The sequence below is a fragment of the Elioraea tepida genome, assembly GCF_019203965.1.
Taxonomy (GTDB): domain Bacteria; phylum Pseudomonadota; class Alphaproteobacteria; order Acetobacterales; family Acetobacteraceae; genus Elioraea_A; species Elioraea_A tepida.
This window is the reverse complement of record NZ_CP076448.1, coordinates 2502611-2529474: the sequence shown is the minus strand read 5'-3', so window position 1 is coordinate 2529474 and position 26864 is coordinate 2502611. Positions and strand designations below refer to the sequence as shown.

General features: G+C 70.4%; 26 protein-coding genes, 1 tRNA gene and 1 pseudogene. 18 read left to right on the top strand and 10 right to left on the bottom strand.

The genetic code is table 11. From position 1 onward, the window contains the following. Nucleotides 1-54: 54 nt before the first annotated feature. Nucleotides 55-140 (bottom strand) — tRNA-Tyr (locus tag KO353_RS12060). A gap of 124 nt (nt 141-264) precedes the next feature. Here KO353_RS12060 and rlmB point away from each other — a divergent pair. From rlmB to KO353_RS12045, 3 genes are read left to right on the top strand one after another with little or no spacing between them, the layout of a single operon-like run. Then, entirely contained in the window at nt 265-1077 is an 813-nt protein-coding gene (rlmB, locus tag KO353_RS12055; RefSeq protein ID WP_218284963.1) for a 23S rRNA (guanosine(2251)-2'-O)-methyltransferase RlmB, read from the top strand. Next, nucleotides 1074-1865, top strand: a complete 792-nt coding sequence (locus tag KO353_RS12050; RefSeq protein WP_218284962.1) for a 2-keto-4-pentenoate hydratase — start codon at nt 1074-1076, stop codon at nt 1863-1865. The genes rlmB and KO353_RS12050 overlap by 4 nt, the downstream gene beginning before the upstream one ends. 8 nt (nt 1866-1873) lie before the next feature. Beyond that, a complete protein-coding gene (locus KO353_RS12045) occupies nt 1874-2659 on the top strand; it encodes an LOG family protein (protein WP_218284961.1) in 786 nt (261 codons plus the stop codon). Here the strand turns inward: KO353_RS12045 and KO353_RS12040 are convergent. Then, entirely contained in the window at nt 2643-3284 is a 642-nt protein-coding gene (locus tag KO353_RS12040) for a S1 family peptidase (RefSeq protein WP_218284960.1), read from the bottom strand. The genes KO353_RS12045 and KO353_RS12040 overlap by 17 nt on opposite strands. A gap of 763 nt (nt 3285-4047) precedes the next feature. On the opposite strand from KO353_RS12040, the gene KO353_RS12035 reads away from it, so the two are divergent. Beyond that, nucleotides 4048-5622: a gamma-glutamyltransferase gene (locus KO353_RS12035; RefSeq protein ID WP_218284959.1), complete on the top strand. Its 1575-nt coding sequence runs from the start codon at nt 4048-4050 to the stop codon at nt 5620-5622. A 140-nt stretch (nt 5623-5762) separates the two neighbouring features. Here the strand turns inward: KO353_RS12035 and KO353_RS12030 are convergent, their stop codons facing one another. From KO353_RS12030 to KO353_RS12020, 3 genes are read right to left on the bottom strand one after another with little or no spacing between them, the layout of a single operon-like run. Then, entirely contained in the window at nt 5763-6689 is a 927-nt protein-coding gene (locus KO353_RS12030) for a polysaccharide deacetylase family protein (protein ID WP_218284957.1), read from the bottom strand. A gap of 4 nt (nt 6690-6693) precedes the next feature. Beyond that, nucleotides 6694-7386, bottom strand: coding sequence for an isochorismatase family protein (locus KO353_RS12025; RefSeq protein WP_218284955.1), 693 nt, complete (start codon nt 7384-7386; stop codon nt 6694-6696). A 16-nt stretch (nt 7387-7402) separates the two neighbouring features. After that, a complete protein-coding gene (locus KO353_RS12020) occupies nt 7403-8389 on the bottom strand; it encodes a Bug family tripartite tricarboxylate transporter substrate binding protein (RefSeq protein WP_218284953.1) in 987 nt (328 codons plus the stop codon). Between the two features lie 83 nt (nt 8390-8472). On the opposite strand from KO353_RS12020, the gene KO353_RS12015 reads away from it, so the two are divergent. From KO353_RS12015 to KO353_RS11995, 5 genes are all read left to right on the top strand, one after another. Then, nucleotides 8473-9474 carry a nitrile hydratase subunit alpha gene (locus tag KO353_RS12015; RefSeq protein WP_235691841.1) on the top strand — a complete coding sequence of 334 codons (1002 nt, stop codon included), beginning with the start codon at nt 8473-8475 and terminating at the stop codon, nt 9472-9474. Next, nucleotides 9471-10865 (top strand): amidase, encoded by a 1395-nt coding sequence (locus KO353_RS12010; RefSeq protein ID WP_218284952.1) that lies wholly within the window; start codon nt 9471-9473, stop codon nt 10863-10865. The genes KO353_RS12015 and KO353_RS12010 overlap by 4 nt, the downstream gene beginning before the upstream one ends. 7 nt (nt 10866-10872) lie before the next feature. Then, nucleotides 10873-11550, top strand: coding sequence for a TIGR04282 family arsenosugar biosynthesis glycosyltransferase (locus tag KO353_RS12005; protein WP_218284950.1), 678 nt, complete (start codon nt 10873-10875; stop codon nt 11548-11550). A 197-nt stretch (nt 11551-11747) separates the two neighbouring features. Further along, nucleotides 11748-12941 (top strand): CaiB/BaiF CoA transferase family protein, encoded by a 1194-nt coding sequence (locus KO353_RS12000; RefSeq protein WP_218284948.1) that lies wholly within the window; start codon nt 11748-11750, stop codon nt 12939-12941. Between the two features lie 219 nt (nt 12942-13160). Then, entirely contained in the window at nt 13161-14525 is a 1365-nt protein-coding gene (locus KO353_RS11995; RefSeq protein WP_218284946.1) for a hypothetical protein, read from the top strand. Between the two features lie 18 nt (nt 14526-14543). On the opposite strand, the gene rnd is transcribed toward KO353_RS11995, so the two are convergent. Then, entirely contained in the window at nt 14544-15734 is a 1191-nt protein-coding gene (gene rnd, locus KO353_RS11990) for a ribonuclease D (RefSeq protein WP_218284945.1), read from the bottom strand. A 131-nt stretch (nt 15735-15865) separates the two neighbouring features. Between rnd and aspS the strand changes: the two genes are divergently transcribed. After that, nucleotides 15866-17665, top strand: coding sequence for an aspartate--tRNA ligase (aspS, locus tag KO353_RS11985; protein WP_218284943.1), 1800 nt, complete (start codon nt 15866-15868; stop codon nt 17663-17665). Nucleotides 17666-17674: 9 nt separating this feature from the next. On the opposite strand, the gene KO353_RS11980 is transcribed toward aspS, so the two are convergent. Beyond that, nucleotides 17675-18346: a GGDEF domain-containing protein gene (locus KO353_RS11980; protein WP_218284941.1), complete on the bottom strand. Its 672-nt coding sequence runs from the start codon at nt 18344-18346 to the stop codon at nt 17675-17677. A 216-nt stretch (nt 18347-18562) separates the two neighbouring features. Between KO353_RS11980 and KO353_RS11975 the strand changes: the two genes are divergently transcribed. Further along, nucleotides 18563-19348: a cell envelope integrity EipB family protein gene (locus tag KO353_RS11975; RefSeq protein WP_218284940.1), complete on the top strand. Its 786-nt coding sequence runs from the start codon at nt 18563-18565 to the stop codon at nt 19346-19348. On the opposite strand, the gene KO353_RS11970 is transcribed toward KO353_RS11975, so the two are convergent. Together KO353_RS11970 and KO353_RS11965 are read right to left on the bottom strand one after the other, a co-directional pair. Then, entirely contained in the window at nt 19329-20594 is a 1266-nt protein-coding gene (locus KO353_RS11970; RefSeq protein WP_218284938.1) for a DNA polymerase IV, read from the bottom strand. The genes KO353_RS11975 and KO353_RS11970 overlap by 20 nt on opposite strands. 7 nt (nt 20595-20601) lie before the next feature. After that, nucleotides 20602-21501, bottom strand: a complete 900-nt coding sequence (locus KO353_RS11965; RefSeq protein ID WP_218287377.1) for an ROK family protein — start codon at nt 21499-21501, stop codon at nt 20602-20604. A gap of 64 nt (nt 21502-21565) precedes the next feature. On the opposite strand from KO353_RS11965, the gene KO353_RS11960 reads away from it, so the two are divergent. The 7 genes and pseudogenes from KO353_RS11960 to KO353_RS11935 all read left to right on the top strand — a co-directional run bounded on the left by KO353_RS11960 (nt 21566) and on the right by KO353_RS11935 (nt 25618). Continuing rightward, the gene (locus tag KO353_RS11960) at nt 21566-21817 is read left to right on the top strand and encodes a sulfurtransferase TusA family protein (protein WP_218284937.1); all 252 of its coding nucleotides are present in this window, start codon (nt 21566-21568) and stop codon (nt 21815-21817) included. 4 nt (nt 21818-21821) lie between these two features. Further along, a complete protein-coding gene (locus KO353_RS11955; protein ID WP_218284935.1) occupies nt 21822-22754 on the top strand; it encodes a histone deacetylase family protein in 933 nt (310 codons plus the stop codon). 118 nt (nt 22755-22872) lie between these two features. Then, a pseudogene (locus KO353_RS11950) lies at nt 22873-23806 on the top strand (IS630 family transposase); the annotation flags it as partial. A 114-nt stretch (nt 23807-23920) separates the two neighbouring features. Then, complete coding sequence (locus KO353_RS17085) at nt 23921-24043, top strand: hypothetical protein (RefSeq protein ID WP_407928194.1); 123 nt, start codon at nt 23921-23923, stop codon at nt 24041-24043. A 94-nt stretch (nt 24044-24137) separates the two neighbouring features. Then, nucleotides 24138-24473 (top strand): transposase, encoded by a 336-nt coding sequence (locus KO353_RS11945; protein WP_218284934.1) that lies wholly within the window; start codon nt 24138-24140, stop codon nt 24471-24473. Between the two features lie 261 nt (nt 24474-24734). Further along, nucleotides 24735-25382, top strand: coding sequence for a DDE-type integrase/transposase/recombinase (locus tag KO353_RS11940; RefSeq protein WP_218284933.1), 648 nt, complete (start codon nt 24735-24737; stop codon nt 25380-25382). A 35-nt stretch (nt 25383-25417) separates the two neighbouring features. After that, the gene (locus tag KO353_RS11935) at nt 25418-25618 is read left to right on the top strand and encodes a hypothetical protein (RefSeq protein WP_218284932.1); all 201 of its coding nucleotides are present in this window, start codon (nt 25418-25420) and stop codon (nt 25616-25618) included. Between the two features lie 428 nt (nt 25619-26046). Here the strand turns inward: KO353_RS11935 and KO353_RS11930 are convergent, their stop codons facing one another. Continuing rightward, a complete protein-coding gene (locus KO353_RS11930; RefSeq protein ID WP_218284931.1) occupies nt 26047-26754 on the bottom strand; it encodes an alpha/beta fold hydrolase in 708 nt (235 codons plus the stop codon). Between the last annotated feature and the right edge of the window lie 110 nt (nt 26755-26864).

Below are 26864 nucleotides of genomic sequence, written 5' to 3'. Positions count from 1 at the left end.
TGCCGTAGCGAACCGTCCAGCCGTTGCACCATCGGACACCGGCGGCGGCAGGGATGGTGGAGGGGGTTGGATTTGAACCAACGTAGGCGTGCGCCAACGGATTTACAGTCCGTCCCCTTTAGCCACTCGGGCACCCCTCCACGGTCCCCGCGCTCAGGCCGCGGCGGGGCGCGGAATGAGGCAAATCGCGGCTCCTGTCAACGCGCAGTTGGACCTGGCGGCGACGGACTTCCGCGGCAGCCCGGATCGGCCCATGCTCGGCGAATGCGGCAGAATGGCAGGCGGACAGGGCGGCACGGCGGCGCTTCGCGCGCGCGCGGCGTCGAGGGGGCTCCGTCGGGCGCCGTCTGGCTTCATGGGCTGCATGCGGTCGCCGCGGCGCTTCGCAACCCAAGGCGGCGCCTGCGACGCCTGCTTGCCACCCCCGAGGGGGAGGCCGCGGTCGCGCGCGCGGTGGGCGGGCCCTTGCCGCTCCAGCCTGAACGGGCCGATCCGGCCGCGATCGCGGCGTTGCTCCCACCCGGCGCCATCCACCAGGGCCTCGCGCTCGCCGCCGACCCGCTCGAGCCCCCCTCCCTCGAGGAGGCGCTCGCCGCCTCGGACGGCCCCGTGCTCGTGCTCGACCAGGTGACCGATCCGCGTAATGTCGGCGCCATCCTCCGCTCGGCGGCTGCCTTCGGCGCGTCGGCAGTGGTCGTTCAGGACAGGCACGCGCCGGGCGAGACAGGAGCGATGGCACGTGCCGCCGCCGGCGCGCTCGAGCGCGTGCCGCTGATCCGCGTCGTCAACATCGCCCGGGCGATCGGGACCCTGAAGCAGGCGGGGCTCTGGGTGGTCGGTCTTGATCGCGACGCCCCAACGACTCTTGCCGGAGCGAAGCTCGGCGACCGGCGTCTCGCCCTCGTGCTCGGGGCGGAGGACGAGGGGATGCGACGGCTCACGCGCGAAGCGTGCGACGAGCTCGTGCGTCTGCCGCAGACAGACGCGGTGGAGAGCTTGAACGTCTCGGTCGCCGCTGCGGTCGCGCTCTACGCCCTCATGGCCGAGCGTCTGGAACGGGGGGAGCCTGAGCGATGACGGACTGGAATGCGGGAGCCGCCGTGCTGCGCGCGGCCAGGCAGGAGAGGCGTACGCTCGGCCCCCTCGGCCCGCTCGCGCCGGCGAGCGAGGCAGAGGCCTATGCCCTGCAGCGGGCCCTCGCCAAGACGCTCGGCGCAACTCCTCCCGCCGGCTTCAAGGTCGGCGCCACCAACCCGGCCATGCAGGCCTATCTCGGCGTCTCTTCTCCCGCCGCCGGCTTCATGTCGGCCGCCACCCTCAAGCCGACGGGATTCACCTCCCCGTGGGCCGAGTGGGTCGCGCCCGGGGTGGAGTGCGAGATCGCCGTGCGGCTCTCGGCCGACCTTCCCTTCACCGGCCATCCGCCGACGCGCGCCCAGGCAGCGGTCGCAATCGGAGCGGTGATGCCCGCGATCGAGATCGTCGAGAACCGCTATGTCGACATGACGGCGGTCGGCGCACCGACCCTGATCGCCGACCAGTTCTTCCACGCGGCAGCGGCGCTCGGGCCCGAGACGCGGATCGATCCCGGTGCCCTCGAAGCCGGCGCGCTGCGCGACCTCGCAGGGAGGATGATGATCGACGGAACCCTGTTCGGCGAAGGTCGCGGCGAGGCGCTGCTCGGTGATCCGCTCGAGGTGGTGCGTTGGCTCGCGGCATCGCCCGCGGCGGCAGCGTTCGGCGGGCTGCGGGAAGGCCAGATCATCCTCTGCGGCTCGGTCACCCTGCCTGCCTGGCTCGCCGGGCCTGCCTTGGTCGAGATCGCCTTCGGCGGGCTTGCCTCGGTCACGGTGCGGTTCACATGACGGGCGCGATGCACGCGGCGGAGCCGTTCGGAAGCGCGGCCGAAGCGGCGGCCCAGGCGGCGGCCGCGACACCCTCGCCGCAGACGACGAGCCCCTCCTTCCGCCTCGCCTTCGACGACCCCGAGTTCCTCCGCCGCGACGAGATGCGGGCGGTGCGTCTCGCGCTCGAGATCGCCAAGCCCGAGCTCCTGCAGGACGAGGCGGGGATCGCTGCGACGGTCGCAGTGTTCGGTTCCTCGCGCGCGCCCCCAGGAAGCCCATGGTACGAGGAGGCACGGCGTTTCGCCCGCGCCGTGACGGAGGAAAGCCCGCGTCTCGGCTTCGGAGAGGTCGCGATCATCACCGGTGGCGGGCCCGGCATCATGGAGGCAGGAAATCGTGGCGCGTCGGAAGCGGGCGGCAGGAGCATAGGCCTCTCGATCGTGCTGCCGCGGGAACAGGCGCCGAACCAATGGGTTACCCCCTCCCTCTCCTTCCAGTTCCATTACTTCGGCATCCGAAAGATGCAGTTCCTGATGCGCGCCCGAGCGGTCGCCTTCTTCCCAGGGGGCTTCGGCACGCTCGATGAGCTGTTCGAGACGCTGACCCTTCTGCAGACGGGCAAGATCAAGCCGATCCCGCTCCTGATGTTCGGCCGAGCCTGGTGGTCAAGGCTGATCCGGTTCGAGACGCTCGTGGAGGACGGGATGATCGACCCCGAGGACCTCGGCCTGATCACCTGGGTCGAGACGGCGGAGGAAGGGGCTTCCGTTCTTTTCGACGCTTGGCGGGAGCGCCTCAGCGCGCAGCCGTGATGAGCCGGCGCGCCTCGGCTTCGGCGGCGACGATCGAGATCAGGAACACCTCGCGGCGCGGCCGCGGCTGATCCGGCCGAACACCGTCCGCCAGCCCGGCGGGGCCGACATCGCGCAGCGCCGTGGTGATGCCCACCACCCTCCCCGCCTCGTCGAGCACCGGCCCGCCGGAGAAGCCGAGGGCTGCATCCATCCGTGCCACGAGGCCTGGCCCGAACGCGGGAACGTTCATCGCCGTGCGGGAGATCCAGCCGCTCGCCGAGACCGGGCCGGACGCGGAACTCCCCGCCGCCCAGACGGGCTGGCCTTCGCGAATGCCGGCGCTGACACGCTGCGCCGGCGCGAGGAAACCGCGCGGGGCGACGAGAACGGCAAGGTCCATGCGGTCGCTCCGGGCCAGCACGCGCGCCTTCGCCCGCGTCCCATCCTTCCGCACGAGCACCGCCTCGGTCACCGCCACGCCGCCGGAGCGGAGCACGTGCGCGTTGGTCAGCACATGCGTCTCGTCGAAGGCAACGGCGGACCCGATCGTGCGGGGAGAGCCGTTGCCCCCGACATGGACGGCGGCATAGGACGCGGCGATCGTCGCCTGGATGCTCGAGGCGGCATAGACAGGGACGGACACGGATGCAGAGAGAAGTCCAAAGATCGCACCAACAACCAACACACCGAGACGAGTCATGGTGGCCGGCTCTCCGTCCACGTCCGTGACGGGGAGACCGTAGGCCACGGTCAGTGAAGCAAAGGTTAATGACGCGGCAGATCCTGCCGTGTCGCTGGCCCCTTCCCTGCCTGCCGGCACCTTCTGCCGGGAAGTCCCTGCATCCCTCGAGAGCGCTTGCGCGGCCGCGACGGTGCGTCGAGACGGAGCGAAAGGAGACGGCCGGTGATGACGGGCGCGACGTCAACGCCCTGCGCAGGAAGGTCGCAGACGTCGAGGCCCGAAAGGCGGCGGGGCACATCCGTCGTCAACGGCACTGCGGAGCGCGGGCGCGCGGAGGTGTCGATCTGACGTTTTCCGAACCCGCTCGCCTCCGACCGGGGCGCGCAACCAACCACGGCGAGGCGGAGTGGCCGGACACGCTGACCGGCAGACCGAAACCGGTTGACGATTTCCGCCGCTCTCCCTCGCGCCGGGTGGCGTGAAGCTGACAGCCTCGATCGTCGCTTTCCCGGAGGCCTGACCGGTCAATGTCGGCTTCCTCCTTCCTCGGCGGAGTGAGGGGGCGGCGACGCCTTTCTGAAGCCGTGCGGCGCGCCGCACGTCTCAAGCGCAAATGCGTGCCGATCGCGACTCTCCCTCTCCCGCAGTGACGAAGGCTGCCGCTTCACGCCGTGATCGTGCCGGCGCACACTGCCCGCGCAGGTGCGAGCGGAGGACCGACTGGATGGCGATCGCGCATCAGACGCAGAATTGGGTGGTGGCCAAGCCTGCAACCTTCGGCCGGAAGGGCATGGTGGTGTCGCAGGTCAAGGCGGCAGCGGAGGCAGGTGTGGCGATGCTCGAGGCGGGCGGAACCGCGCTCGATGCCGCCGCCGCCACAGCCTTCGCCCTCTCTGCGCTCGAGCCCTGGAACAGCGGCCTCGGCGGCATCGGCTTCGCGGTCGTGCATAGGGCCGGGGAACGCGAAGCGACCGTGGTCGATTTCGGGCCGGTCTCCCCGGCAGGCCTGAGGCCCGAGCTGTTCCCGCTCGGCGAGGGCGTGTCGGAGCATCTGTTCGCCTGGCCGAACGTGGTCGAGGAGAGGAACGTGCACGGCCCGCTCTCCTTCGTCATCCCCTCGGCGCCGGCGGGCTATGCTGCGCTGCATGCGATGGGCGGGCGGCTGCCGTGGAAGGACGTGCTCGCTCCGGCCGTGGCACTCGCGAAGGCAGGCCTCCCGGCCGACTGGTTTGGCGCTCTGAAGATCGCCTCCTCGGCGGCCGACCTGCGGCGCTACCCGGAGAGCGCGCGGATCTTCCTGCCCGACGGCCTGCCCCCGACACCGCCCTATGTCGGGCCAGCGAAGCGCCTCATCCTCGGCCGGCTGCCCGAGACGCTCGCGCGCCTCGCCGAGACCGGGGTGGTGGATTTCTATCGCGGCGACATTGCCGCCTCGATCGTGGCGGATGTCGCGGCGATGGGAGGCGTGCTATCGGCGGCCGATCTCGCCCGCTGCACCGCCCGCACCACGGCCGCGAGCCCTCATCCCTGGCGGGGACGCGTGATCCAGGGCGCCGGCGGGCTGACGGCGGCGCCGACCATGCAGCGCGTGCTCGACGAGCTCGCGGGCCATGCCTTCGGCGCCGAACCCGATGCCGCCTTCTTCACCGCCTTCGCGGCGGCGATGCAGGCGGCCTATGCCGAGCGTCTCGCCGGGCTCGGCGATGTGTCCGACGCCAACCCGCGCGCGGCCGAGGCCTGCACCACGCACCTCACCGCCGTGGACTCCGAAGGCACGATGGTCTCGGTCACGACCACGCTTCTGTCCTCGATGGGAAGCCGGGTGGTGCTACCGGGCACGGGGATTCTGATGAACAACGGCGTGTTCTGGTTCGACCCGAGGCCCGGGCGGCCGAACAGCATCGGCCCATCGAAGCGGCCGCTGTGCAACATGAGCCCGGTGATCGTGGCCGAGAATGGCCGGCCGATCATCGCCGCCGGCGCCTCCGGCGGGCGCAGGATCCTCGCCTCGGTGCTGCAGGTGCTCCTGTTTCTGCTCGAGTACGGGATGGACCCGGTGGCGGCCGCACACCACCCGAGGATCGACGTCTCCGGCCCCGATACCGTCACGGCCGACAGGCGGCTTGCGCCCGCGATCCTCGCCGCACTTGCGGAACGGTTCACGACCGATCTGGTCGAGCACACGGTGCTGCCGGTGAATTTCGCCTGCCCGAACCTGATCGTGCGCGAGGCCGACGGCTCCGTGACCGGAGTGAGCGACGTGATGACCCCCTGGAGCGGTGCGGTCGCGCAGGCGTAGCCGAGCGATGCCGCGGCAGCGGCGCAGCAGTCATCGGCCCTCGGGCGCCAGAGCGGTTGCCAAATCAGTGGACACCGCGCTCGCCGTGTACTGCGAGCATCTTCACGCGCACGGCTATCTCCAGCCGGATGCGATCTATTCTAGCGCTTGAGCGGCGGCGTAGCCTGCTCGGCGCACCAGCGTGCGACCTCGGCGTGCGTGCCGAACCACACGCCCGGCCTGCCCTTCATGCGGGCAATCAGCCGCTCGAGCAGCGGCAGGCGCGAGCGATGGCCGATCACGTGCGGGTGCATCGTGAGCAGGAACAGCCCGCCCTCCTCATACGCGCCCTCGAACTCTGCGGTGAAGATCTCCTCCACCGCCGAAGGCGGTGTGTAGGGCCGAAGCGCCGAGAAGCGGAGCATGTTGAAATAGACGGCATCGTCGCGGATCCACTCCGGCGGCAGCTCGACGATGCCCGTTGGCTCTCCCCGGTCGGTCAGCTCGTAGGGGTCGTCGTCCGCCATCAGCGAGCTGTCGTAGACGAGGCCGAGCCCGCGGATGATGTCGAGCGTATGCGGCGAGAAGTCCCAGCTCGCCGTGCGCAGGCCGACGGGGCGCTGGCCGCTCACCCGCTCAAGCGTGTCGGCCGCGCGTAAGGTGAGCTCCCGCTCGGCTTCGGGCGGCAGGGTGGTGTTCGCCTCATGGATCCAGGAATGGATCCCGATCTCGTGTCCCTCGTCGGCGAGCGCGCGCACCTCGTCCGGGTGAAGCAGAGCCGAGACGGCCGGGTAGAAGAACGTCGCGCGCACCCCGTGGCGATCGAGCAGGCGCCGGATCCGCGGCATCGCCGCGCGCGCGCCATACTGACCCTGGCTGATCCGCATCGGGCTCTCGTCAGCGTCGCGGAGCGGGATCGTCTCGTGATCGGCGTCGAAAGAGAGTGCGACAGCGCAGCGCGCTCCGCCTGGCCAGCTTCTCGGCTTGAGCGAGCGCCCGGCCCGCGCGCGCGACACGATCTCGCGCCACCTCTGCTCCGGCCACTGCCAGGGCTTCAGCGGCTGCTCCGCCTCGGGCGCGTCGCTCATCACCTCACTCTGCAGCGGCGCGGCGGCCGAACCGCGCCTCGAGCTCAGCGGCGACCGTCTCGAGCTTCTCGACATCGGCGAACTTCATGTCCATGTCGAACAGGTTCGCGACATGCGCGGACGGGCTGCGGTCCCCTACCGCCTCCTCGACCACGGTGACGCGGAAATTGTGCGAGAACGCATCCGTCACCGCCGCTCGCACGCAGCCCGAGGTCGACACACCGATCACGACGAGGCTGTCCACCCCGTCATAGCGGAGGAAGCTCTCGAGCGGTGTCGCGAAGAAGGCAGAAGGCTTGTTCTTGAGGATGATTCGGTCCTCGCGGCGCGGGGCATAGGCCTCCGGCCACTGGTCGGCCCTCGGGTCGGCGACATACTGGAACTCGGTGGCGTTGCCGAGCTTGAGGTTCCAGATGCCGCGATAGGTGGGGTGGCTGCGGTCGTCCCGCCGCGAGTAGTAGATCGGCAGGCCGAGCCGGCGGAACAGCTCGGTCATGCGCGTCACCGCGGCGATCAGCTCGGGCATCGGGCCGCCGCACATGTCGTAGGCCGGATCGACGAACATATAGGTCGTGTCGACGTTGAGCAGGGCCGGCCGGTCACCGAGCCCGATCCGCCTTCCGAACGAGCCCTTGCGGTAGGCGGCGAGGTCTGCCTCCGGAATGGTTCCCTGCCACCGCGCGATCTTGTCCGTCATCGGCCCGCTCCGTCGTTCAGTTCACCGTCACCTTGGCCTCGGCGACGACGCGCGCCCAGCGCGCAAGCTCGCGATCGATCAGGGCGGCGTAGGCCTCCGCCGTGCCGCCGCGCGGGACGGTGCCGCGCTCGGCGAGCGCCGCGCGCAGCTCCGGGCGAGCGAGCGCAGCGTTCACCGCGCGGTTCATCGCCGCCACCACCGAATCCGGCGTTCCCTTGTGCGTCGAGAGGCCGAACCACGCTTCCGCCTCGACGCCCTGGAGGCCGAATTCGGGCCCGAGCTCGGCAAGGGTCGGCACATCGGGCAGCTCCGGCACGCGCTCCGCTGCCGTCACGGCGAGAGCGGTGACGGTGCCGGCACGGATCTGCGGCAGGGCGGTGGGCAGGTTGTCGATGAAGGTATCGACCTCGCCGCTGATCACGGCCGTCATCCCGGGGCCAGCGCCGCGATAGGGAACGTGCACCATGCGCGTTCCCGCAAGCAGGTTGATCAGCTCGCCCGTCAGATGCGTGCTCGTGCCGTTGCCGGCGGAAGCGAAGGTGATGGCGTCCGCCGCGCGCGCGTCGCGCAGCAGGGCGCGGACGTCCCGGCCTGCGAGCCGGCGAGGGTTCGCCACCCAGACGTTCGGCACGGTCACGACCAGCGCGACTGCGCGGAAATCCGCCCGGGCGTCATAGGGAAGGTTGCGATAAAGCGCCGGCCCGATGCCGTGCGAGGCGATCTGGCTCAGGAACAGGCTGTGCCCGTCCGCCGGCTGCGCCGCAAATCGGCCGGCCGCAAGCGTCGCCCCAGCCCCCGGCTGGTTCTCCACCACCACCGCCCGGCCGAGCTCGGCCCGAAGCGCCTCGGCGAGCAGACGCGCGACCACGTCTGTCGTTCCTCCGGGCGGGAAGGGAACCACGAGCCTGAGGTCACGCTCCGGCCAGGCCTGGGCACTGGCCGCTCCAGAACCGAGGACGCCTGCCATGATCGCAAGCACCGCGCGCCGACCGATTGCCTTCATCGCCGACCTTCCCGACATTGTTCCCGTGCACACTGCCGCCCCACCGCGCCGCTGTCGAGACCGAGCCGAAGGAGCCCCGAAGGATGCAGCCCCTCCCCGAACGCAGCGGCCCGCACGACATTGGCGGTCTCGCCGGCGGCGCGATCGAGCGCGACGAACACGACTACGCGCACTGGGAGAAGGAGGCGGATGCGATCCGCATGCTTCTCGCCGACGCCAAGCGCGGCTTCTTCACCACCGACGAGACGCGCCGCATTCAGGAACAGCTCGACGACGCGACCTACTGGAGCCTGCCCTACTACGAGCGCTGGATCGCCGCCTTCTCGGCGCTGCTCGTGGAGAAGGGGGTGCTGACCGAGGCGGAAATCGCCGAGGAGACCGAACGTCTGGTAGCGGCGGGAGCGCATCTCGTTCCCGAGCACCCTCATGACCAGGATCACGACAACGACAACGACCACGATCACGTGCACCAGCCCGATCATGACGCGGCCGAGACTGTGCTCTCGCCGCTCCGGCTGCGCGCGATCGCGGTGCGCGAGCGGCTGGTCGCGCACGGGATCATCGCGCGCGAGGAGATCACGGCCGAGATCGAGCGGATGGACGGGCGCGGCGAGCATCTCGGCGCGCGGATCGTCGCCCGCGCCTGGACCGACCCCGCCTTCGCAGCCCTGCTCGCGCGTGACGGAAACGCCGCCGCGGAGGGTCTCGGCATCCCGGTCACGGGAACGCGGCTTGCAGCCCTCTTCAACACCGAGCGGCTGCACCATCTCGTCGTCTGCATGCTCTGCTCGTGCTACCCGCGCAGCGTGCTCGGCCGGCCGCCTGCCTGGTACAAGAGCCGCGCCTATCGCGCCCGCGCCGTGCGCGAACCCCGCGCCGTCCTCGCCGAGTTTGGCCTCAGGCTGCCGGACGAGGTCGAGGTCAGGGTGCATGACAGCACCGCCGAGAACCGCTATCTCGTGATCCCCGAGCGCCCCGCCGGCACGGAGGGCTGGAGCGACCAGCGCCTCGCCCTGCTCGTGAGCCGTGACAGCATGATCGGCGTCGCCCGCGCCCGCGATCCTTCCTCCGTGGAGGCGTCATGAGCGACGCCGCAACGCTCAGCGCCGCCGACCTTGCCTCCCGCTACGCGCGCGGAACGCTCTCGCCACGCGAGGTCACGCGCGCCTGCCTTGACCGGATCGCCCGGCTCGAGCCGGTGCTGAATGCGATGGCCGTGGTCGACGCGGAGGGCGCGATGGGGGCGGCGGCGGAGAGCGAACGTCGCTGGTGGGCAGGCAGGCCGCTCTCCCCGCTCGACGGCGTTCCCGCCACGGTGAAGGACCTCCTGAACCTCGCGGGCCACCCGACCCGACGCGGCAGCCGCGCGACCGATCCCCAGCCGGTGGCGGACGACAGCCCGGCGGTCGTCGGCCTCAAGGCGGCAGGCGTCGTCATCCTCGGCAAGACGACGACCACCGAATTCGGCTGGAAATCCCCAGGCGATTGCCCGCTGCACGGGATTACGCGCAACCCGTGGAACACGCGCCTAACACCGGGAGGCTCCTCGTCGGGAGCCGGTGCGGCGGCAGCGGCAGGCTATGGTCCGTTGCATATCGGCACGGATGCCGGCGGCTCGATCCGGATCCCGGCCTCGTGGTGCGGCATCGTCGGGGTCAAGCCGAGCTTCGGCAGGGTGCCGCAATGGCCGCTCGGCGCCTTCGCCCAGGTCGCGGTGGCCGGCCCGATGACGCGCACGGTCGAGGACGCGGCCCTGATGCTTGCCGTCATGAGCCGCTTCGACTGGCGCGACCCGTTCTGCCTTCCCGACCCGGTGCCAGGCTGGCTGGATCGGTGGCAGAACGGTGTGGCGGGGCTCCAGGTCGCGGTGGTGCGGCGCCTCGGGTTCCACCCGCCTGCGGACGAAGGAGCGCTCGCTGCCGTCGAGCGTGCCGCCCGCGCGCTCGAGGACGCCGGCGCGATCGTGACGGAGGCCGATCCGTCGCTGCCCGACACGCGCGCCCTGTTCACCGCCGTATGGGGCCAGGCGCTGAAGCGTCTGGTCGACTCCTTTCCAGAAGAGAAACGCGCCCTGCTTGACCCTCCGCTCGTCGCGATGGCGCAACGCACGGAGCCGATGGATGCCGAGAGCTTCCTCGCCGTCCAGGCGGCGGTGATCGAGACTGCGCATGCGATGGCGGCGTTCCATCGTCGTTACGATCTGGTGCTCTGTCCTGCCGTTCCGGAGCCGGCGCTCCCGGCGGACGCGACTCTCATCGCACCCGAGGAGGACCTCTGGCAGCGCTGGGCGCCCTGGACCTTCACCTTCAACCTCTCGCGCCAGCCCGCGGTCGCCGTGCCGGTCGGGCTTGACGCCGCAGGGCGGCCGCGCGGCGTGCAGGTTGCCGCCGCGCTCTACCGCGACGATCTCGCTCTCGCCGCCGCACGGGTGATCGAACAGGCGTGCGCCGCGCCAACGCTCGCGCCGCTCGGCTGAACCGCCGATGGCGGGGCCTGCGGTCGCGGTCATGGCGAAGGCGCCGGAACCCGGGCGGGCCAAGACGCGTCTGGTTCCGACACTGGGCGAGGCAGGTGCGGCGCTGCTCGCACGCGCCTTTCTGATCGACAGCGCGGCTCTGGCACGACGCGCCGCGCAGAGCGCTGGCGGCGAGGCGTTCGTTGTCGCGACACCCGATTCTGCCTGTGACGACCTCGCCGCTCTCACAGGACTCCCCGCGCTGCCGCAGGGCGGGGGCGATCTCGGCGCGCGCATCGTCACCACCTTCGCAGCCCTGTTCGCGCGCGGCCACGCTCCCGTGATGCTGCTCGGCGCCGACACGCCCGCCCTGCCGGAGGCGCACATCGCGCGGGCGCTCGCGCTGGCTTCGGCCGACCCGGGCTCCGCCGTGTTCGGCCCGAGCGGCGACGGGGGATACTGGACCGTCGTGCTGTCGGCGCCGGCGTCCGTCTTGTTCGAGAACATCCCCTGGGGAAGTCCGACCGTGCTTGCCGACACGACCGCCGCTGCGTCGCGCGCCGGCATCCCGATCGCGCTCGCCCCGGCCTGGGACGATGTCGATCAGGTTTCGGATCTCGCCTCCCTTCTCGCCCAGCTCGAGGCCGACCCAACCGCCGCTCCCGCAACCCGTGCGGCGCTTGCCCGACTTGGCCTGCGCCGCTAGCTGAGGCGCCGTAATATGGCCGTGCGCACGAGGAACCGCATGCGACCACCCGATCCCTTGCGCGCCCCACCACAGCGTTCCCGCGGCCGAGCCCGCAAGGCCCCGGCCGGGCCCTCGCGCGCGATCACCGCCGATCCGTCCGGGAACGGCGTGCTTCAGACCTCGGCAAAACGCGGAGCAGCGCGGAGAACCCGATCATGACCGCCCCGCTTAAGGACCTGCGCGTCGTCGAACTCACCCACATGGTGATGGGCCCGACCTGCGGCCTCGTTCTTGCAGATCTCGGCGCCGATGTGGTGAAGGTCGAGCCGGCGCCGGACGGCGACAACACGCGCCGCCTGCTCGGGTCGGGCATGGGTTTCTTCGCGATGTACAATCGCAACAAGCGGAGCCTCGCGATCGACCTCAAGGACCCGCGCGGCCGAGACGCGCTCTACCGCCTCATCGATCATGCGGATGTCTTCGTCGAGAACTTCCGCCCCGGAGCGATGGACCGGATGGGTTTCGGCTATGCGGCTCTGTCGGCACGCAACCCGCGCCTGATCTATGTCTCGCACAAGGGCTTTCAGGATGGGCCCTATTCGGGCCGGACCGCTCTCGACGAAGTGGTGCAGATGATGGGTGGGCTCGCCTACATGACCGGCCCGCCGGGCCAGCCGCTGCGCGCCGGCGCCTCGCTCAACGACGTGATGGGTGGGATGTTCGGGGCGATCGGCGCGCTCGCGGCGGTGATCGAGCGGGAGAGGACGGGCCGCGGCAAGCATATCGTGTCCTCGCTCTACGAGAACACGGTGTTTCTGATGGGCCAGCATATGGCCATGCACGCGATGACGCGCAAGCCGCTCAACCCGATGTCCGTCCGCACCCCGGCCTGGGGCGTGTACGACATCTTCAAGACCGCGGACGGGCAGCAGATCTTCATCGGGATCGTGACGGATACGCAATGGGAAGCCGCCTGTCGCGCCTTCGGCCTCGACGATCTGTTCGCAGATCCGGCATTCCGCACGAACAACGACCGGGTGCGCGCCCGCGACCGTCTCATTCCCGCGCTCGAAGCGCGGTTCGGGGCGATGACGCGGGACGCGCTCGCCGCCGCCTGCGAGTCCTGCGGCCTGCCATTCGCCCCGATCCTCAGGCCCGACGAGCTGTTCGACGATCCCCACCTCAATGCCTCAGGAGGGCTTCTGCCCGTCACCCTGCCGGACGGGACGCCGACACGGCTTCCCGCCCTGCCGCTCGCGATGGACGGCGAGCGGCTTGGGCTGAGGCGCGACTCGCCGACGATCGGCGCGGACGGGCGCGAGGTGCTCGCCGAAATCGGCATGACGCCGGCGGAGATTGATGCGCTGATCGCCTCGGGCGTCCTCGTCGTCAGGCAGGAGCGGCGGTGAGCGGCGGAGCAGCGCATGCCACGTCGCGACCGGCGGAACGGGGCGGCCATCCTGACAGGGCCTGAAACGTGGTGGATTCGCAACGGGCACGAATAGGTGTAGGGTAATCAGGTGGGCGCCCGCTCCGAGGGCGCCCGGCCGTACGCTCGCGTCCCGCACGACGGAACGTGGCACATGCGCTGGCGGCACGGATGCCGCTCAGCCGAAGCGGGGAAGCCAATGCCCGACGGACAGGGGTCGATCGCCTCGCCAGCCGGTTCGGCCGAACGCGCACGGCCGTCGGACGCGCTGCGGCTCGTCCAGATCGAGCGTGGCTTGGCCGACATCGCCCTGCCCCGGACCTTCGTCTCGAGCCGGAACGATGCGATGCTGCAGCGGGCCTTCACCGACCCCACCTTCGCCGCCAAGCCGCCGGCTGAGACGCCGACCAAGGAGGAGTTTCTGCGCCGGCTCGCCGAGATCGAGCGGCTTGGGCCGGAAGCCGTGGCGCGGGACGCCGCCGCCGTCGCCTTCCTGTTCGGCGCGCGCGACACGCTCAATGCCGTGGCCGCGCCGCCCGATGCCTACACGATCGCCTTCACCGGCTTCTACACCCGCGGCGTGCCCGAGCTCGACCTGCTGCAGCAGCGCCCGGAGTTCGCCGAGATGCGCCGTCAGGCAAGGACGAGCCGTGTCGCGATCGGCGCGCTCGTTCTCGCCGGCGTGCTCTCGGTGCTGCTCGCGGTCGCGGTCTCTGTGCACGCGATGCCCGGAAAGACCGTTCTCGACCAGGTGCGGGTCACGGCAGCCGCTCTCGCGGCGATCGACCAGGAGATCGCGGCAGCCGACCGGGCAGCGCTCGAAGGCTTCACCCCCCGCCCGGGGGTCTGGATGGCGATCCTGCCGCCGCTGTGTGAGCGCATGTCGCTGCTTCCGGGACTGTCGGGAGAACCGGAGCGGCTGTTGCGCGGCTTCGAGGGGCCAGACCACTGGCTTCTCTGCGCGCGGCGTCAGGACGCGGCGTTCCGCCACGACGTCGCCAAATCGGAGCTCGCGACCTGGATCGACGCGACCACGGGCGTGACGAGCGAGGAGAGGCCGAGCGCCACCCCGGGCGAAAAGGCCGAACTCGTTCGGATCGAGAGCTGGACCTGGATCAGCTGGCTGCCCGGCCTCTCGGTGCGCGACATACGCCAGCACACAAGCTACACCTCCGAGCAGGTCGGTTGGGCGCTGCTCAGCGCCCTCGGCATCTACTACCTGCCCGTGATCTTCGGGGTGCTCGGCGGGGCCGTCTATGCCGTGCGGCGGCTGAACCAGAAGATCATGTCGAGCGAGCTTCACCCGCGCGACTGGCGTCACGCCCTGCTCCGGATCTTCATGGCCTTCCTGCCTGGTGGCTGCATCGGCCTGTTCTTCCAGCCGGAGGGGACGAAGGTCGACGCACCAGTCGGCGAGATCAGCCTCTCGATCGCCGCCCTCTCCTTCCTCGCAGGCTATTCGGTCGAGGTCGTGTTCCGCTTCTTCGACCTCGCCATCACCCAGGCGCTCCGGGTCGTGAACGCCATCGCTCCCGCAGGCGTTGGCACCCCGCCCGCACGCTGAGACGGGCCCCGCCGTCCTTCAGCCGCCGAGCGGCACGAGCTTGATCCGCCTGCCCTCGGCGGCGAGGGCGACGCGGCCGGCCTTGAGCGCGAGCGCCGCCTCGCCGAACACCGCGCGGCGCCAGCCGTGTAACGCCGGAATGTCGGGCTCGTCCTCGGCCGCGAGCCGCTCGAGGTCGTCAGCCGAGGCGATCAGCTTCTGCGCCACGTCGTGCTCGTCGCACTTGGCCTGGAGCAGAACCTTCAAGAGCGCCACCAACGCCGGGCTGGCCCGCGCCCCGCTGTTGCCGCGCGCCTGCGCGTCGGGAAGCGCCGCCTCGGGAAGAGACTGCGCCTCGGCCAGGGCGGCAAGCAGCGCCGCCCCCGACCGGCCCTCGGCCAGAGCGCGGGGAAAGCCCCGGGCGCGCATCAGGCCCGCCCTGTCCCGCGGCGCTTGGGCCGCGACCTCAAGCAGGGTCTCGTCCTTCACCACCCGCTGCCGGGGGATGTTGAGACGCTGCGCCTCCCGCTCACGCCACGCGGCGGCAGCACGCAGCATAGCGAGGAAGCGCCGGTTCCCGGAACGAGGCTTCAGCCGAAGCCAGGCCTCGTCCGGGTCGATCCGATAGGTGGCCGGGTCGGCGAGCGCCGCCATCTCCTCCGCCACCCAGGCGAGCCGCCCCTCGCGCTCGAGCCTGGCGCGGAGCTTCTCATAGACGCGGCGGAGATGCGTCACGTCCGCCGCGGCGTAGGCAAGCTGCTGCGGCGTCAGTGGCCGCGCTGACCAGTCGCTGAACCGGAACGCCTTGTCGATCGAGGCCCCGGTGAGCGCGCCGACCAGCGCGTCATAGCCAACCTGGTCGCCGAACCCGGCGACCATGGCGGCGATCTGGGTGTCGAACAGCGGCTGCGGCACGCGCCCGGTGCGCAACACGAAGATTTCGATGTCCTGCCGCGCGGCGTGGAAAACCTTGGTCGTCCGGGGGTCGTCGAACAGTGCGTAGAGCGGCGCGAGGTCGAGGCCGGGGGCTTGCGCGTCGATGACCGCCACCGAGTGAGGCCCGGCGACCTGAACCGCGCAGAGCTCCGGCCAATAGGTGCGTTCGCGCATGAACTCGGTATCCACGGTGACGAAGTCCGTCCCCGCCACGGCGTCGCAGAAGGCTGCGAGCGCCTCCGTGGTCTCGATCAGGACGGGAGGGGGGAATCCTGGCTCGGGCGGGCGATGCATCCTCGGCCTTGTACACGGCGGTGCGGCCGCGCACCACGCCGGGTGAGCCCCTCGCCGCCCCTGCTTGACAGTCCTGCCCCCTGCCGGTTCCTTCCGCGCCACCCCCCCAGACCCGGAGCGCCCGAGCGACGATGCACCCCTATCGCACCCATACCTGCGGTGAGCTCCGCGAGGCCGACGCCGGCGCGACCGTTCGGCTCTCCGGCTGGGTCCATCGCAAGCGTGACCATGGCGGCCTGCTGTTCATCGACCTCCGTGACCACTACGGCATCACCCAGCTCGTGCTCGACCAGGGCAACCCCCATCTCGCCGAAGCCGAGCGGCTGCGCCCCGAGAGCGTCATCACCGTCACCGGCGAGGTGGTTCTGCGCAGCCATGACACGGTGAACCAGAAGCTGCCGACCGGCAGGGTCGAGGTGCGGGTGCGTGAGCTCGTGGTGCAGTCTCCCGCTGAGGTCCTGCCGATGCAGGTGGCGGGCGACGCCGAATATCCGGAGGACCTTCGCCTCACCTACCGTTTCATCGATCTCCGGCGCGAGCGGCTGCACCGGAACATCATGCTGCGCGCCCAAGTGATCGCCTCGATACGGCGGCGGATGATCGAGGCGGGCTTCACCGAGTTCCAGACGCCGATCCTCACCGCCTCCTCGCCCGAAGGCGCACGGGACTTCCTTGTGCCGGCACGGCTACACCCGGGGAAGTTCTACGCCCTGCCGCAGGCACCGCAGCAGTTCAAGCAGCTCGTGATGGTCGCGGGCTTCGACCGTTATTTCCAGATCGCGCCCTGCTTCCGTGACGAGGCCTCCCGGGCGGACCGTTCCCCGGGCGAGTTCTACCAGCTCGACTTCGAGATGAGTTTCGTCACCCAGGAGGACGTGTTCGCGACCATCGAACCGGTGCTCGCGGGCGTGTTCGAGGAGTTCGGCAACGGCCGGGCAGTGACGCCGCCGCCCTTCCCGCGCATCCCGTTCGACCAGGCGATGCTCGAGTTCGGCTCCGACAAGCCCGACCTGCGCAACCCGCTGCGGATCAAGGACGTTACCGACATCTTCGCAGGCGGCGGGTTCGGGCTGTTCGCGCGCGCGATCGCTGGCGGCTCGGTGGTACGGGCGATCCCCGCCCCGGGCGCGGGCGGGCGGCCGCGCAGCTTCTTCGACAAGCTGAACGAGTGGGCGCGGGAGCAGGGGGCAGGCGGGCTCGGCTACATCATCTTCGAGGGCGGCGAGGCGAAGGGCCCGATCGCAAAGAACCTCGAGCCGGAGCGGTCGGAGCGGATCCGCGCCGCCTTCGACCTCGGCGACGGCGACGCTGTGTTCTTCGCCTGCGACAAACCGGCGGCGGCGGCGAAGTTCGCCGGCCTCGTGCGCACACGCCTCGGCGCCGAACTCGATCTCCTCGAGCGGAACGCATTCCGCTTCTGCTGGATCACCGATTTCCCGATGTACGAGCGGAACGAGGAGACCGGCGCGCTAGAGTTCAGCCACAACCCGTTCTCGATGCCTCAGGGAGGGCTCGAGGCGCTGAACACGATGGACCCGCTCGAGATCAAGGCGTTCCAGTACGACATCGTCTGCAACGGCGTCGAACTCTCGTCAGGCGCAATCCGAAACCACCGTCCCGACATCATGCTCCGGGCCTTCGAGATCGCGGGCTACCCGGCGTCTGAGGTCGAGGCGCGCTTCGGCGGCATGCTGAACGCCTTCCGCTACGGGGCGCCGCCGCATGGCGGCTCGGCGCCCGGGATCGACCGGATTGTGATGCTGCTCGCCGACGAGCCGAACATCCGCGAGGTGACGCTGTTCCCGATGAACCAGAAGGCCGAGGATCTGATGCTTGGCGCCCCGGCTCCCGTACCGCCCGAGCGGCTTAAGGAGCTGCACATTCGGCTCGATCTTCCGACGCCTACGGTCGCCGAGGCCAAGCGGGGCTGAGCGGACGCGTCAGGAAACCGCTGCGCGCTTGTTGTGATACATCGCGCCGTCTGCACGGTCGAGCAGCTCCTCGGGCGTCTCGGCCCCTAGGAACGGCGCAAGCCCGATCGAGACCGAAAGCGGCACCGCCTCGCCGTCATGGACGAGGGTGAGACGGCCGATCGAGCTGCCGATCCGGGCGGCGAGGGCAAGCCCACGCTCATGCCCCACACGGCTCATGACCACGGCGAACTCGTCGCCGCCGATCCGGCCGATCGCATCATGGGCGCGCACCGCCGCCCGCAGCCCCTCGGCGACCATGCGGATCGCGGCGTCGCCGGCAGCGTGGCCAAGGCGGTCGTTGATCTTCTTGAGGCCGTCCATGTCGACGAACAGCACCACGCCCGGCTCGTTGTGGCGGCGCGCCTCGGACAGCCGCTCGGCGAGGCGGCTTGCGAACCCGCGGCGGTTGAGAAGCCCGGTCAGCGGGTCGGTCTCGGCGAGGTGTTCGAGAGCACGGATCCGCGCCGCCTGGGCTCGGATCGTCCGGTCGGCGGCCCTGGTCAGCTCCTCCGCACGGGCCAGGATAGCTTGGCGCTGAACGATATCCGGGATCGACCGCGACACTTCGGCAAGAAGGCCGTGCAGGGCGGCCGGAAGCGGCTCGTGGAGGCTGTCGGTCACGGACGCATCGAACGGCATCGAAGTCTCCTCTCGCAGGGCCGCAGGCGCGGCCTGGAGAGCGAGGAGGCAACCGCCGTGCCAGAACAACGACGGTGCGACTGTATGTAAGGAGACTGGGACGGCGGCAGACTCTGCCGCTGCCGGTCGCTGGCGGCCGGCAGGCCTTGCCTGCCTCTCCCCTGTCGTGCCGAGGGCGGTCCTTCTATGCTGGAGCGACGCCACCGTGAGGTCTCGATGCGCAGCCCCTCTCTCGCTGCCCTTTTCGCCGCCAGCCTTCTGTGCGCGCCCGCCGCGGCCGCGGAGCTCGCCTCGCACCGGGCCGCCTACAGGCTCTCGCTCGAGAGCGCGCGTCCGAGCGCAAGTGTGGAGAGCGCGTCCGGCGCCATGCTCTACGAGCTCGTCGACCAGTGCGAGGCCTGGACGTCCCAGCAACGGTTCACGCTCTCGGTCACGACCCGGGACGGCACGACGACGGAACGCCAGTCGGACTACGTGACCTGGGAAGCGAAGGACGGGCGCACGATGCGGTTCCGCCTCCGCCAGACAGTGGATGGCACGCTGGCGCAGACCATCGTCGGCGAGGCGCGGCTCGACGCCGGCGGCGCCGGGGGGATGGTGCGCTACCGCGAGCCGTCGGAGCAGGAGCTCACGCTTCCCCCCGGCACGCTGTTCCCGATGATCCACACGCTCAGGATCCTCGCCGCGGCCAGGGCAGGGCAGAGGACCCTCGAAGCGCCGCTGTTCGACGGCACCTCCGCGGACGGCGCCAATGACAGCAACACCGCCATCATCGGGAGCGTTGCGGGCGACCGCTCCCGCTTCGAGGCACTCGCTGCCTTGCCGTCCTGGCGGTTCCGCATCGCCTTCTTCGAGCCGACCAACACCACCGGCAGCCCTGACTACGAGGTCGGCCTGCGCTACTGGGAAAACGGCATCGCCGACGAACTCAAGATGGATTTCGGCGACTTCGTCGTCGCGGGGCGGCTCGAGAAGCTTGAGATCATTCCGGGGGGATGCTGAGGCCCCTCCCTTTGCCGATCACGCCCGGGCCGAACCGGTCGCGAAGCCGGTCGATCGCCTGCTCCACCGCTCGGCGCTTCGGCGCATCGGGGTCTGCGAGGTCGCCGCGGTCCGCTTCCGCCGCATCGGCAAGCGGGTCGGCTCCAATGCCGATCAGCCGGAACGACGCCCCGGTGGCCTCCCGGGCGAGCAGCGCACGCGCGGCGGAGAACAGCGTCTCAGCGAGCTGGGTCGGCTCGGGGAGGCGCGCATGCCGCGTGCGCGTCTGGAACGAGGCGGTCTTGAGCTTGAGGGTCACGCCGGCGGCGGCGAGCGCCTTTGCCTTGAGCCGCACCGAGAGCCGCTCGGCAAGCGGCCAGAGCGCCCGCTCGAGATCGGCCAGCGCGGAGAGATCGGCGTCGAAGGTGGTCTCGGCGCTGACCGACTTCGACGCGCGCGACGGCTCGACCGGCCGCCCGTCCTCCCCGCGCGCCATCGCCGCAAGCGCCGGACCGTCCTCGCCCAGACGCGAGAGCGCCTCCGCCGGGGACAGTGCGGCGAGAGCACCGAGGGTGGTGAAGCCCCGAGCGGCGAGCCGTGCTGCCGCCTTCGGCCCGATGCCGGGCAGCGCCGAGACCGGCATCGGCGCGAGCACGGAGGCGGCATCGCCGCGCCCGATCACGGCGAAGCCGCGCGGCTTGCCCCGCTCTACGGCCATCTTCGCGAGCATGCGGTTCGGAGCTAGCCCGATCGAGACCGTGACGCCAACAGTCCGTTCCACCTCCCGCGCAAGCCGCGCGAGCACCACCGCCGGAGGGGCGCGGTGCAGGGCCTCCGTTCCGGAGAGGTCGAGCACTGCCTCGTCGATCGAAAGCGGCTGCACGAGCGGGGTAAGCCGCTCTATCAGCGCCCGCACCATCCGGCCGGAAGCGGCGTATTTCGCCATGTCGGGGCGGATCACCACCGCCTCGGGGCAAAGGCGAAGTGCCTTGAACATCGGCATCGCGCTGCGCACGCCGAAGCTGCGCGCGACATAGCAGGCGGCGGTGACCACGCCGCGGCGCCCGCCGCCGACGATCACCGGCCTCTCCGCAAGCTCCGGCCGGTCACGCTTCTCCACCGAGGCGTAGAACGCGTCGCAATCGACATGCGCGATCGCGAGCGAAAAGAGTTCCGGGTGCGAGATGATCCGGGCCGACCCGCACGCGGCGCAGACGGTCGCCATCTCCTCCGCCACCCTTTCGCAGTCGCGGCAGAAGGCGGGCATCGGCTGCTCAGCCGCGCCGGCCCGGCGGCCAGAGCCAGGCGGCGCCGCGCACGCCGGAACTGTCGCCGTGCTTCGCCTTCAGGATGGGCGTGTTGACAACGTCCGAGAACACGTAGGGCGAGAGGCGCCGCGGCACCTCGACATAGAGATGTTCGAGGTTCGAGAGCCCGCCGCCGAGCACGATCGCATCGGGGTCGAGCACGTTGATCACGCCCGCAAGCCCGCGCGCGAGACGGTCAACATGCCGCGCAAGAGCGGCGCGGGCGACCGGGTCGCCCGCGGCAGCGCGGGCGGGGATCTGTGTGGCGTCGCGCGCGCCCGGGCCATCGCAGTCCCGCGCGAGGCCCGTCCCCGAGATCCAGAGCTCGAGGCAGCCCATACGCCCGCACCAGCAGCGTGGCCCGGGGTTCTCGTGCCGCGCCTGCCAGGGCAGAGGCGTGTGCCCCCATTCCCCGGCGATGCCATGCGGCCCCTCGACGATCCGCCCATCGACCACCACGCCGCCGCCGCAGCCGGTGCCGAGGATCACGCCGAACACCACGCGCCTGCCCGCCCCTGCACCATCGGTCGCCTCGGAGAGAGCGAAGCAGTTGGCATCGTTCGCCATCCGCACCGGTCGGCCGAGCGCTGCCTCGATGTCGCGGTCGAGCGGCCTGCCGTTGAGGAAGGTGGTGTTCGAGCCTTTCACGAGCCCCGTTGCGGGCGAGAGGCAGCCCGGCATGCCGATGCCGACGGTCGCCCCCTCCCCCGTCTCCGCCTCGGCGGCGGCGACGAGGCCAGCGATCGCCCGCACCACACCGTCATAGTCGCCTGGCGTCCGGGTGCGCCAGCGAAAGCGTTCGCCGCCCGTGTCGTCGAGCACGATGATCTCGATCTTGGTGCCGCCGAGGTCGATGCCGATCCGCATGGGCGGATCGTGTCCGAAGCCGGGCGCTTGCTCAATCGAGGCGCGCGCAGCAAGCTTCCGCTCCATGAGCGAGACCGTCCTCGACCTCAAGGGCCTTTCCTGCCCGCTTCCCGTCTTGCGCGCCAACAAGGTGCTGCGGTCACTGGCTCCCGGCGCCCGGCTTCGCGTGCTCGCGACCGACCCTGCCTCGGTGAAGGACTTCCATGCCTATTGCGAGCAGACCGGCCACGCTCTCGTGGCGATGAGCCAGGACAGGGAGACCTTCACCTTCGTCATCCAGCGCAAGGCGGACCCGCCCGGGAAGGCGGAGCCGTGAACCGGTGAGCACGGTCCTGTTCTCCCATCCCGCCTGCCTCGGCCACGACACCGGCCCAGGCCACCCCGAACGGGCGGACCGGATCAGGGCGGTGCTGCAGGCCCTCGAGGCGGAGGAGTTCGCGGCGCTGTTGCGCGAGGATGCTCCGGAGGCAGAGCCAGACGTGCTCGCTCTTGCCCATCCGCGCGCCTATGTTGACGGCATCCTCTCGATCAGGCCAGAGCCGGACCAGCGGATCATGCTCGACGGCGACACCGTGATGAGCCACGGCAGCCGCGCCGCGGCCCTGCGTTCTGCGGGAGCGGCGATCGCAGCGGTCGATGCGGTGATGGAGGGATGGGCGCGCAACGCCTTCTGCGCCGTGCGCCCGCCGGGCCACCACGCCGAGGCGGCACGGCCGATGGGCTTCTGCCTGTTCGCGAACGCGGCCCTCGCCGCCCACCGCGCACGCGCGAAATGGGGAGCGCGGCGCGTCGCGGTGGTGGATTTCGACGTGCATCACGGCAACGGGACGCAGGCGATCCTCGAACGCGACCCGGATTTCTTCTTCGCTTCGAGCCACGAGATGCCGCTCTTTCCCGGAACCGGGCATCCGCACGAGAGGGGGGTCGCGAACAACGTGCTGAATGTCGCGCTCGAGCCGTTCTCGGGGGGTCCGGAGTTCCGCGCGGCCTGGGGCGACGTGATCATCCCCGCCGTCGAGGCGTTCAGGCCGGAGCTTCTGATCATCTCGGCCGGCTTCGATGCGCATCGGCGCGATCCGCTCGCCTCGCTCAACGTCTCGACGGCGGATTTTTCCTGGCTCAGCCGGGCGCTGGTGGAGCTTGCCGACAGGGTCTGCGAGGGGCGCGTGGTGAGCCTCCTGGAAGGAGGGTACGACCTCGCGGCGCTTGCCGAGTCAGCGGCTGCGCACGTGCGAGCGTTGATGCGGGTGTGAGTGATCCGCAGACATCCGCAGACACTAGAGCGGAACCCGACGTGATTGAGTCGGGAGGGATTCCCAGATCAGGCGCTAAGAGTGAGTCAGACTGTCTGCCGGATGAAGCCGGCAGGGGATGCCGAGAGCGCTGTCGGTCGATCTTCGGGTTCGGGTTCTGGGGGCTGTGGCGGCAGGCGCGACGCATCGCGAGGCCGCCGAACGTTTTGGAGTGAGCGCGGCGAGCGTCAGCCGCTGGCGCAAGCGGGAGCGTGAACAGGGCGATCCGCGCCCCGGGCGGCTTGGTGGCGACCGGCGTTCGGGCCAGATCGAGGCGCGCCACGATGCGGTGATGGCCGCGCTCGGCCCAGGCAGGGACGCCACGATCGAGGAAGTCCGCGCGAGCCTGGCGGAGCAGGGCCTCGTCTTCGGCTTCGGCACGATCCAGCGCTTCTTCGCGCGCCACGCCATCACGCGTAAAGAAGACCGCGCACGCCACCGAGCAGGACCGTCCCGACGTCCTGATCCGGCGCGAAGCGTGGTTCGAAGGTCAGCTCGATCTCGATCCAGACCGGCTGGTCTTCATCGACGAGACATGGGCCTCGACCAACATGGCCCGCCGCCACGGGCGTTGCCGGCGCGGCGAGCGGCTTCGGGTCGGTGTCCCGCATGGTCATTGGAAGACGACCACCTTCGTCCGCGCACTGACCATGCGCGGCTTCATCGCCCCCTGGGTGCTCGATGGGCCGATCAACCGCGACGCCTTCGAAACCTATGTGGCCAAGGTGCTGATCCCGGAACTGCGGCCTGGCGACATCGTCGTCATGGACAACCTGTCCAGCCACAAGGGGCCGCGCGTGCGCCAGATGATCGAGGCAGCGGGCGCCCAACTGCGCTACCTTCCGCCCTACAGCCCCGACTTCAACCCCATCGAGAACGCCTTCGCCAAGCTCAACGCCCTGCAGCGAAAGGCTGCCGAGCGAACCATCGGCGGCCTCTGGGACGACATCGGGCGCATCCTCGACCTCTTCCAACCAGCCGAGTGCGCAAACTACTTCACCGCCGCAGGCTATTGGAGTGATTCCAGCGAAGGTTTCCCGCGCTGGTGCGTGCCGATGATGGTGTTGGCGGGCGCGGTCCGGCGGAAGGGCTTCGGGTCGGCGTTGTGGGCATTGAGATAGGCGCGGATGGCCTGGTTCAGCTCGATGACGGAGCGGAAGACGCCGCGGTTCAGGCGACGCTTTGTCAGCGTGGCGAACAAGCCCTCGACGGCGTTGATCCAGGAGGCCGAGGTCGGCGTGAAGTGGTGAGCTGGCCCTTTTTTCCTTGGACATCCATTTGTCGAAGGACGCCCGAGGATGGCTGCTTCCGAGATGCCGAGACGAGAGACCCCGGAGCGGGGTGATGGGGCTGAGCGGCGCGCCGGCGGCGGGGCCGCTCGCTCCGGGGCAGCGCTGGAGCGTGGCGCGCAAGCGCGCGGTGGTGCTGCGCCTGATCGCGGGCGAGCCGGTGGAGCTTGTGTCGCGCGAGATCGGCGTGCCGGTGTTCAAGCTCGAGCGCTGGCGCGAGCGAGCCGAGGCCGCGCTGGAAGGGGCGCTCAAGGAGCGCGAGGCCGACGGCGAGGGCCCCGAGCTGGCCGCCGCGCTGCGTCGGATCGGCGAGCTCAGCATGGAGGTCGACCTCCTGCGCGCGAAGATGGGCCAGTCCCCCGGCCCTTTGGCCCGGAAGCGGTGGCGGTGATGGCCGGGTCGGTCTCTCCTGCCACCGGCCGCGCCTACGGCGTGGCGCGGGTGTGCGCGGTCTGGGGCGTGCCGCGATCATCGTTCTACCTGGCCCGGCAGGCGGCGCAGGGCTTGGCCCCCGCGCGGCCGACCGGCCGCCGCGGGCCGAAGCCCGCGGTTCCGGACACCGCCCTGCGGGCGGCGATCCGGGCCGACCTCGCCCGCTCGCCCTGGTCGGGCGAGGGCCATCGCAAGGTCTGGGCGCGGCTGCGCGTCCGGGATGGGCTTGCGCATCGCGCGCAAGCGGGTGCTGCGGCTGATGCGCGAGAACGCCCTCCTGTCGCCACACCGCGCCCGCCCACGCCCCGCCGACGACCATGACCGGAAGATCATCACCGACGCGCCGAACGTGATGTGGGCCATCGACGGCACGCAGGTCGCCACGGTGCGCAACAGCAAGGTCTGGCTCTTCGCCACGGTGGAACACTGGAACGCGGAGGCGCTCGGCTGGCACGTCAGCAAGCGCGGCACGCGCCGCGAGGCGCTGCAGGCCATGGGCATGGCCGTGCGCCAGCAGTTCGGCCATCTCGGCCGCGACGCCGCCCGCGGCGTCCAGCTGCGCCATGATCACGGCAGCTGCTTCATGGCCGAGGACTTCCAGAACCAGACACGAGCCTGGGGCATGACCCCGAGCTTCGCCTTCGTAGGCGAGCCCCAGACCAACGGCGTCGTCGAGCGGTTCTTCCGCACACTCAAGGAGCAGGTCGTCCACGGCCGCGTCTTCGAGACCCTCGAAGACCTCCGCGACGCCGTCCGAGCCTTCATCGCCCGCTACAACGCCCAATGGCTGATCGAGAAAAACGGCAACCTCAGCCCACACGCACGACGCCGCCAACACGAGCTTGCGGCCATGCCCATGGCCGCGTAACCCAACCGAGTGTCCAAGGAACCGGGTCCGGTTCAATGTTTGAGAATGTCCTTGCGCCCAAGTGGCTGGAGGATGCGCTGGCGGACGCGTCCGCCTGGTTCTCGGACGGTTTCGACGAGGTACAGGTAGCGACGGCCGCGGGCTGCCTTTTCGACGACGAACATGCCCTGTTGTGCGCGCGGGAAGAGCTGATTCGCAAGCTATTCCTGATCGTCTACGCAAAATGTTTTCACTAAAACTTTCGGCCGACCAGAGACGCCCTCTGCCCGATCACTAAGTCAGGCCAAAGAGTTCCTCATATGTTCCGCACGACTGTCCAAGTTGGGCCTGGCTTTGTCGCGGGCCTCCTTGGGAGGGGGCGTGCTGGTCAGCCTCGCCCAGAGGTCCTTGCCCCAGATCAATGCGGCGAGAACGGCTGAACCGCCAGCCACCCACGCAATCGATGGGGTAGAAAGTATGAGACTGAAAAATACTTCATGGAAAGGCTCGAATTAATGAGGTGCTAAAGGTTCGGCCGGCACGATCCGTCACGCCCTGTCGTCAGCGTTCTCGAGCGCGCGCGAGCGACCAGCCTGCCGAAGGGCGAGGCAAGACGCCAGTCGTTCTCGTTCCGGCCCCAAGATAGGAGACGATCGGCAATCACGCCGGGGTCGTTGTGGCCTCCTCAGCTCGGCAGCGCGCCCTCGCGCCAGAGCCGCATCAGCGCAGTGACCGCCTGCGGGCGCTCAAGGGGGGCGAGATGACCGCAGTCCTCGATCACGGCAAGGCGTGCCTTCGGGATGGCGGCGGTGATCTCCGCCGCGACCTCAGGCGGGGTGAGCGAATCCTCGCGGCCGACGATCACGAGCGTCGGCGCCCCGATCGCGCCAAGCCCCGGGCGGCTGTCCGGCCGGCCGAGGATCGCCCGCTGCTGCCGCAGGAACGCCTCCGCGCCGACCCGGTCCGCCATCGCCATCACCGTGCCCGTCAGCGGCGCATCGGCAAGCCGGTCAGGGTGCACGAGTAGCGGCAGAAGGCGCGGCGTCACGCCCTTGAACTGGCCGCGGCCGGCAAGCTCCATCAGCCCGCGGCGCCGCGCCGCCTGCTCCTCCGTGTCGGGGCGGGCGGAGGTGTCGATCAGGCAGAGCCGGCCGACGCGCTCCGGCGCGCGGCGTAGGATCTCGAAAGCGACATACCCGCCCATCGACAGCCCGGCGAGGTCGAAGCGCGGCGGCGCCGCCTCAAGAACCCGCTCCGCCATCGCGCCGAGCGTGTCGTCACGCGTCAGGTCGGCCACGCTCATCGGGCCGAGATCGGCGAGATGCCGGAGCTGGTGGTCCCACAACGCCTGGTCGCAGAGGAGCCCAGGCAAGAGGAGAAGCGGCGCTGGCATGCACGCGAGGCTGCCGCTCCGCGCGCTCGGGCGCAAGAGCGGCAGCGCGCGGGTTTCCTTGACTTTGCCGCACGTGTTCCGATAACTGCCGCCAACCTCGCGGGCCGCGC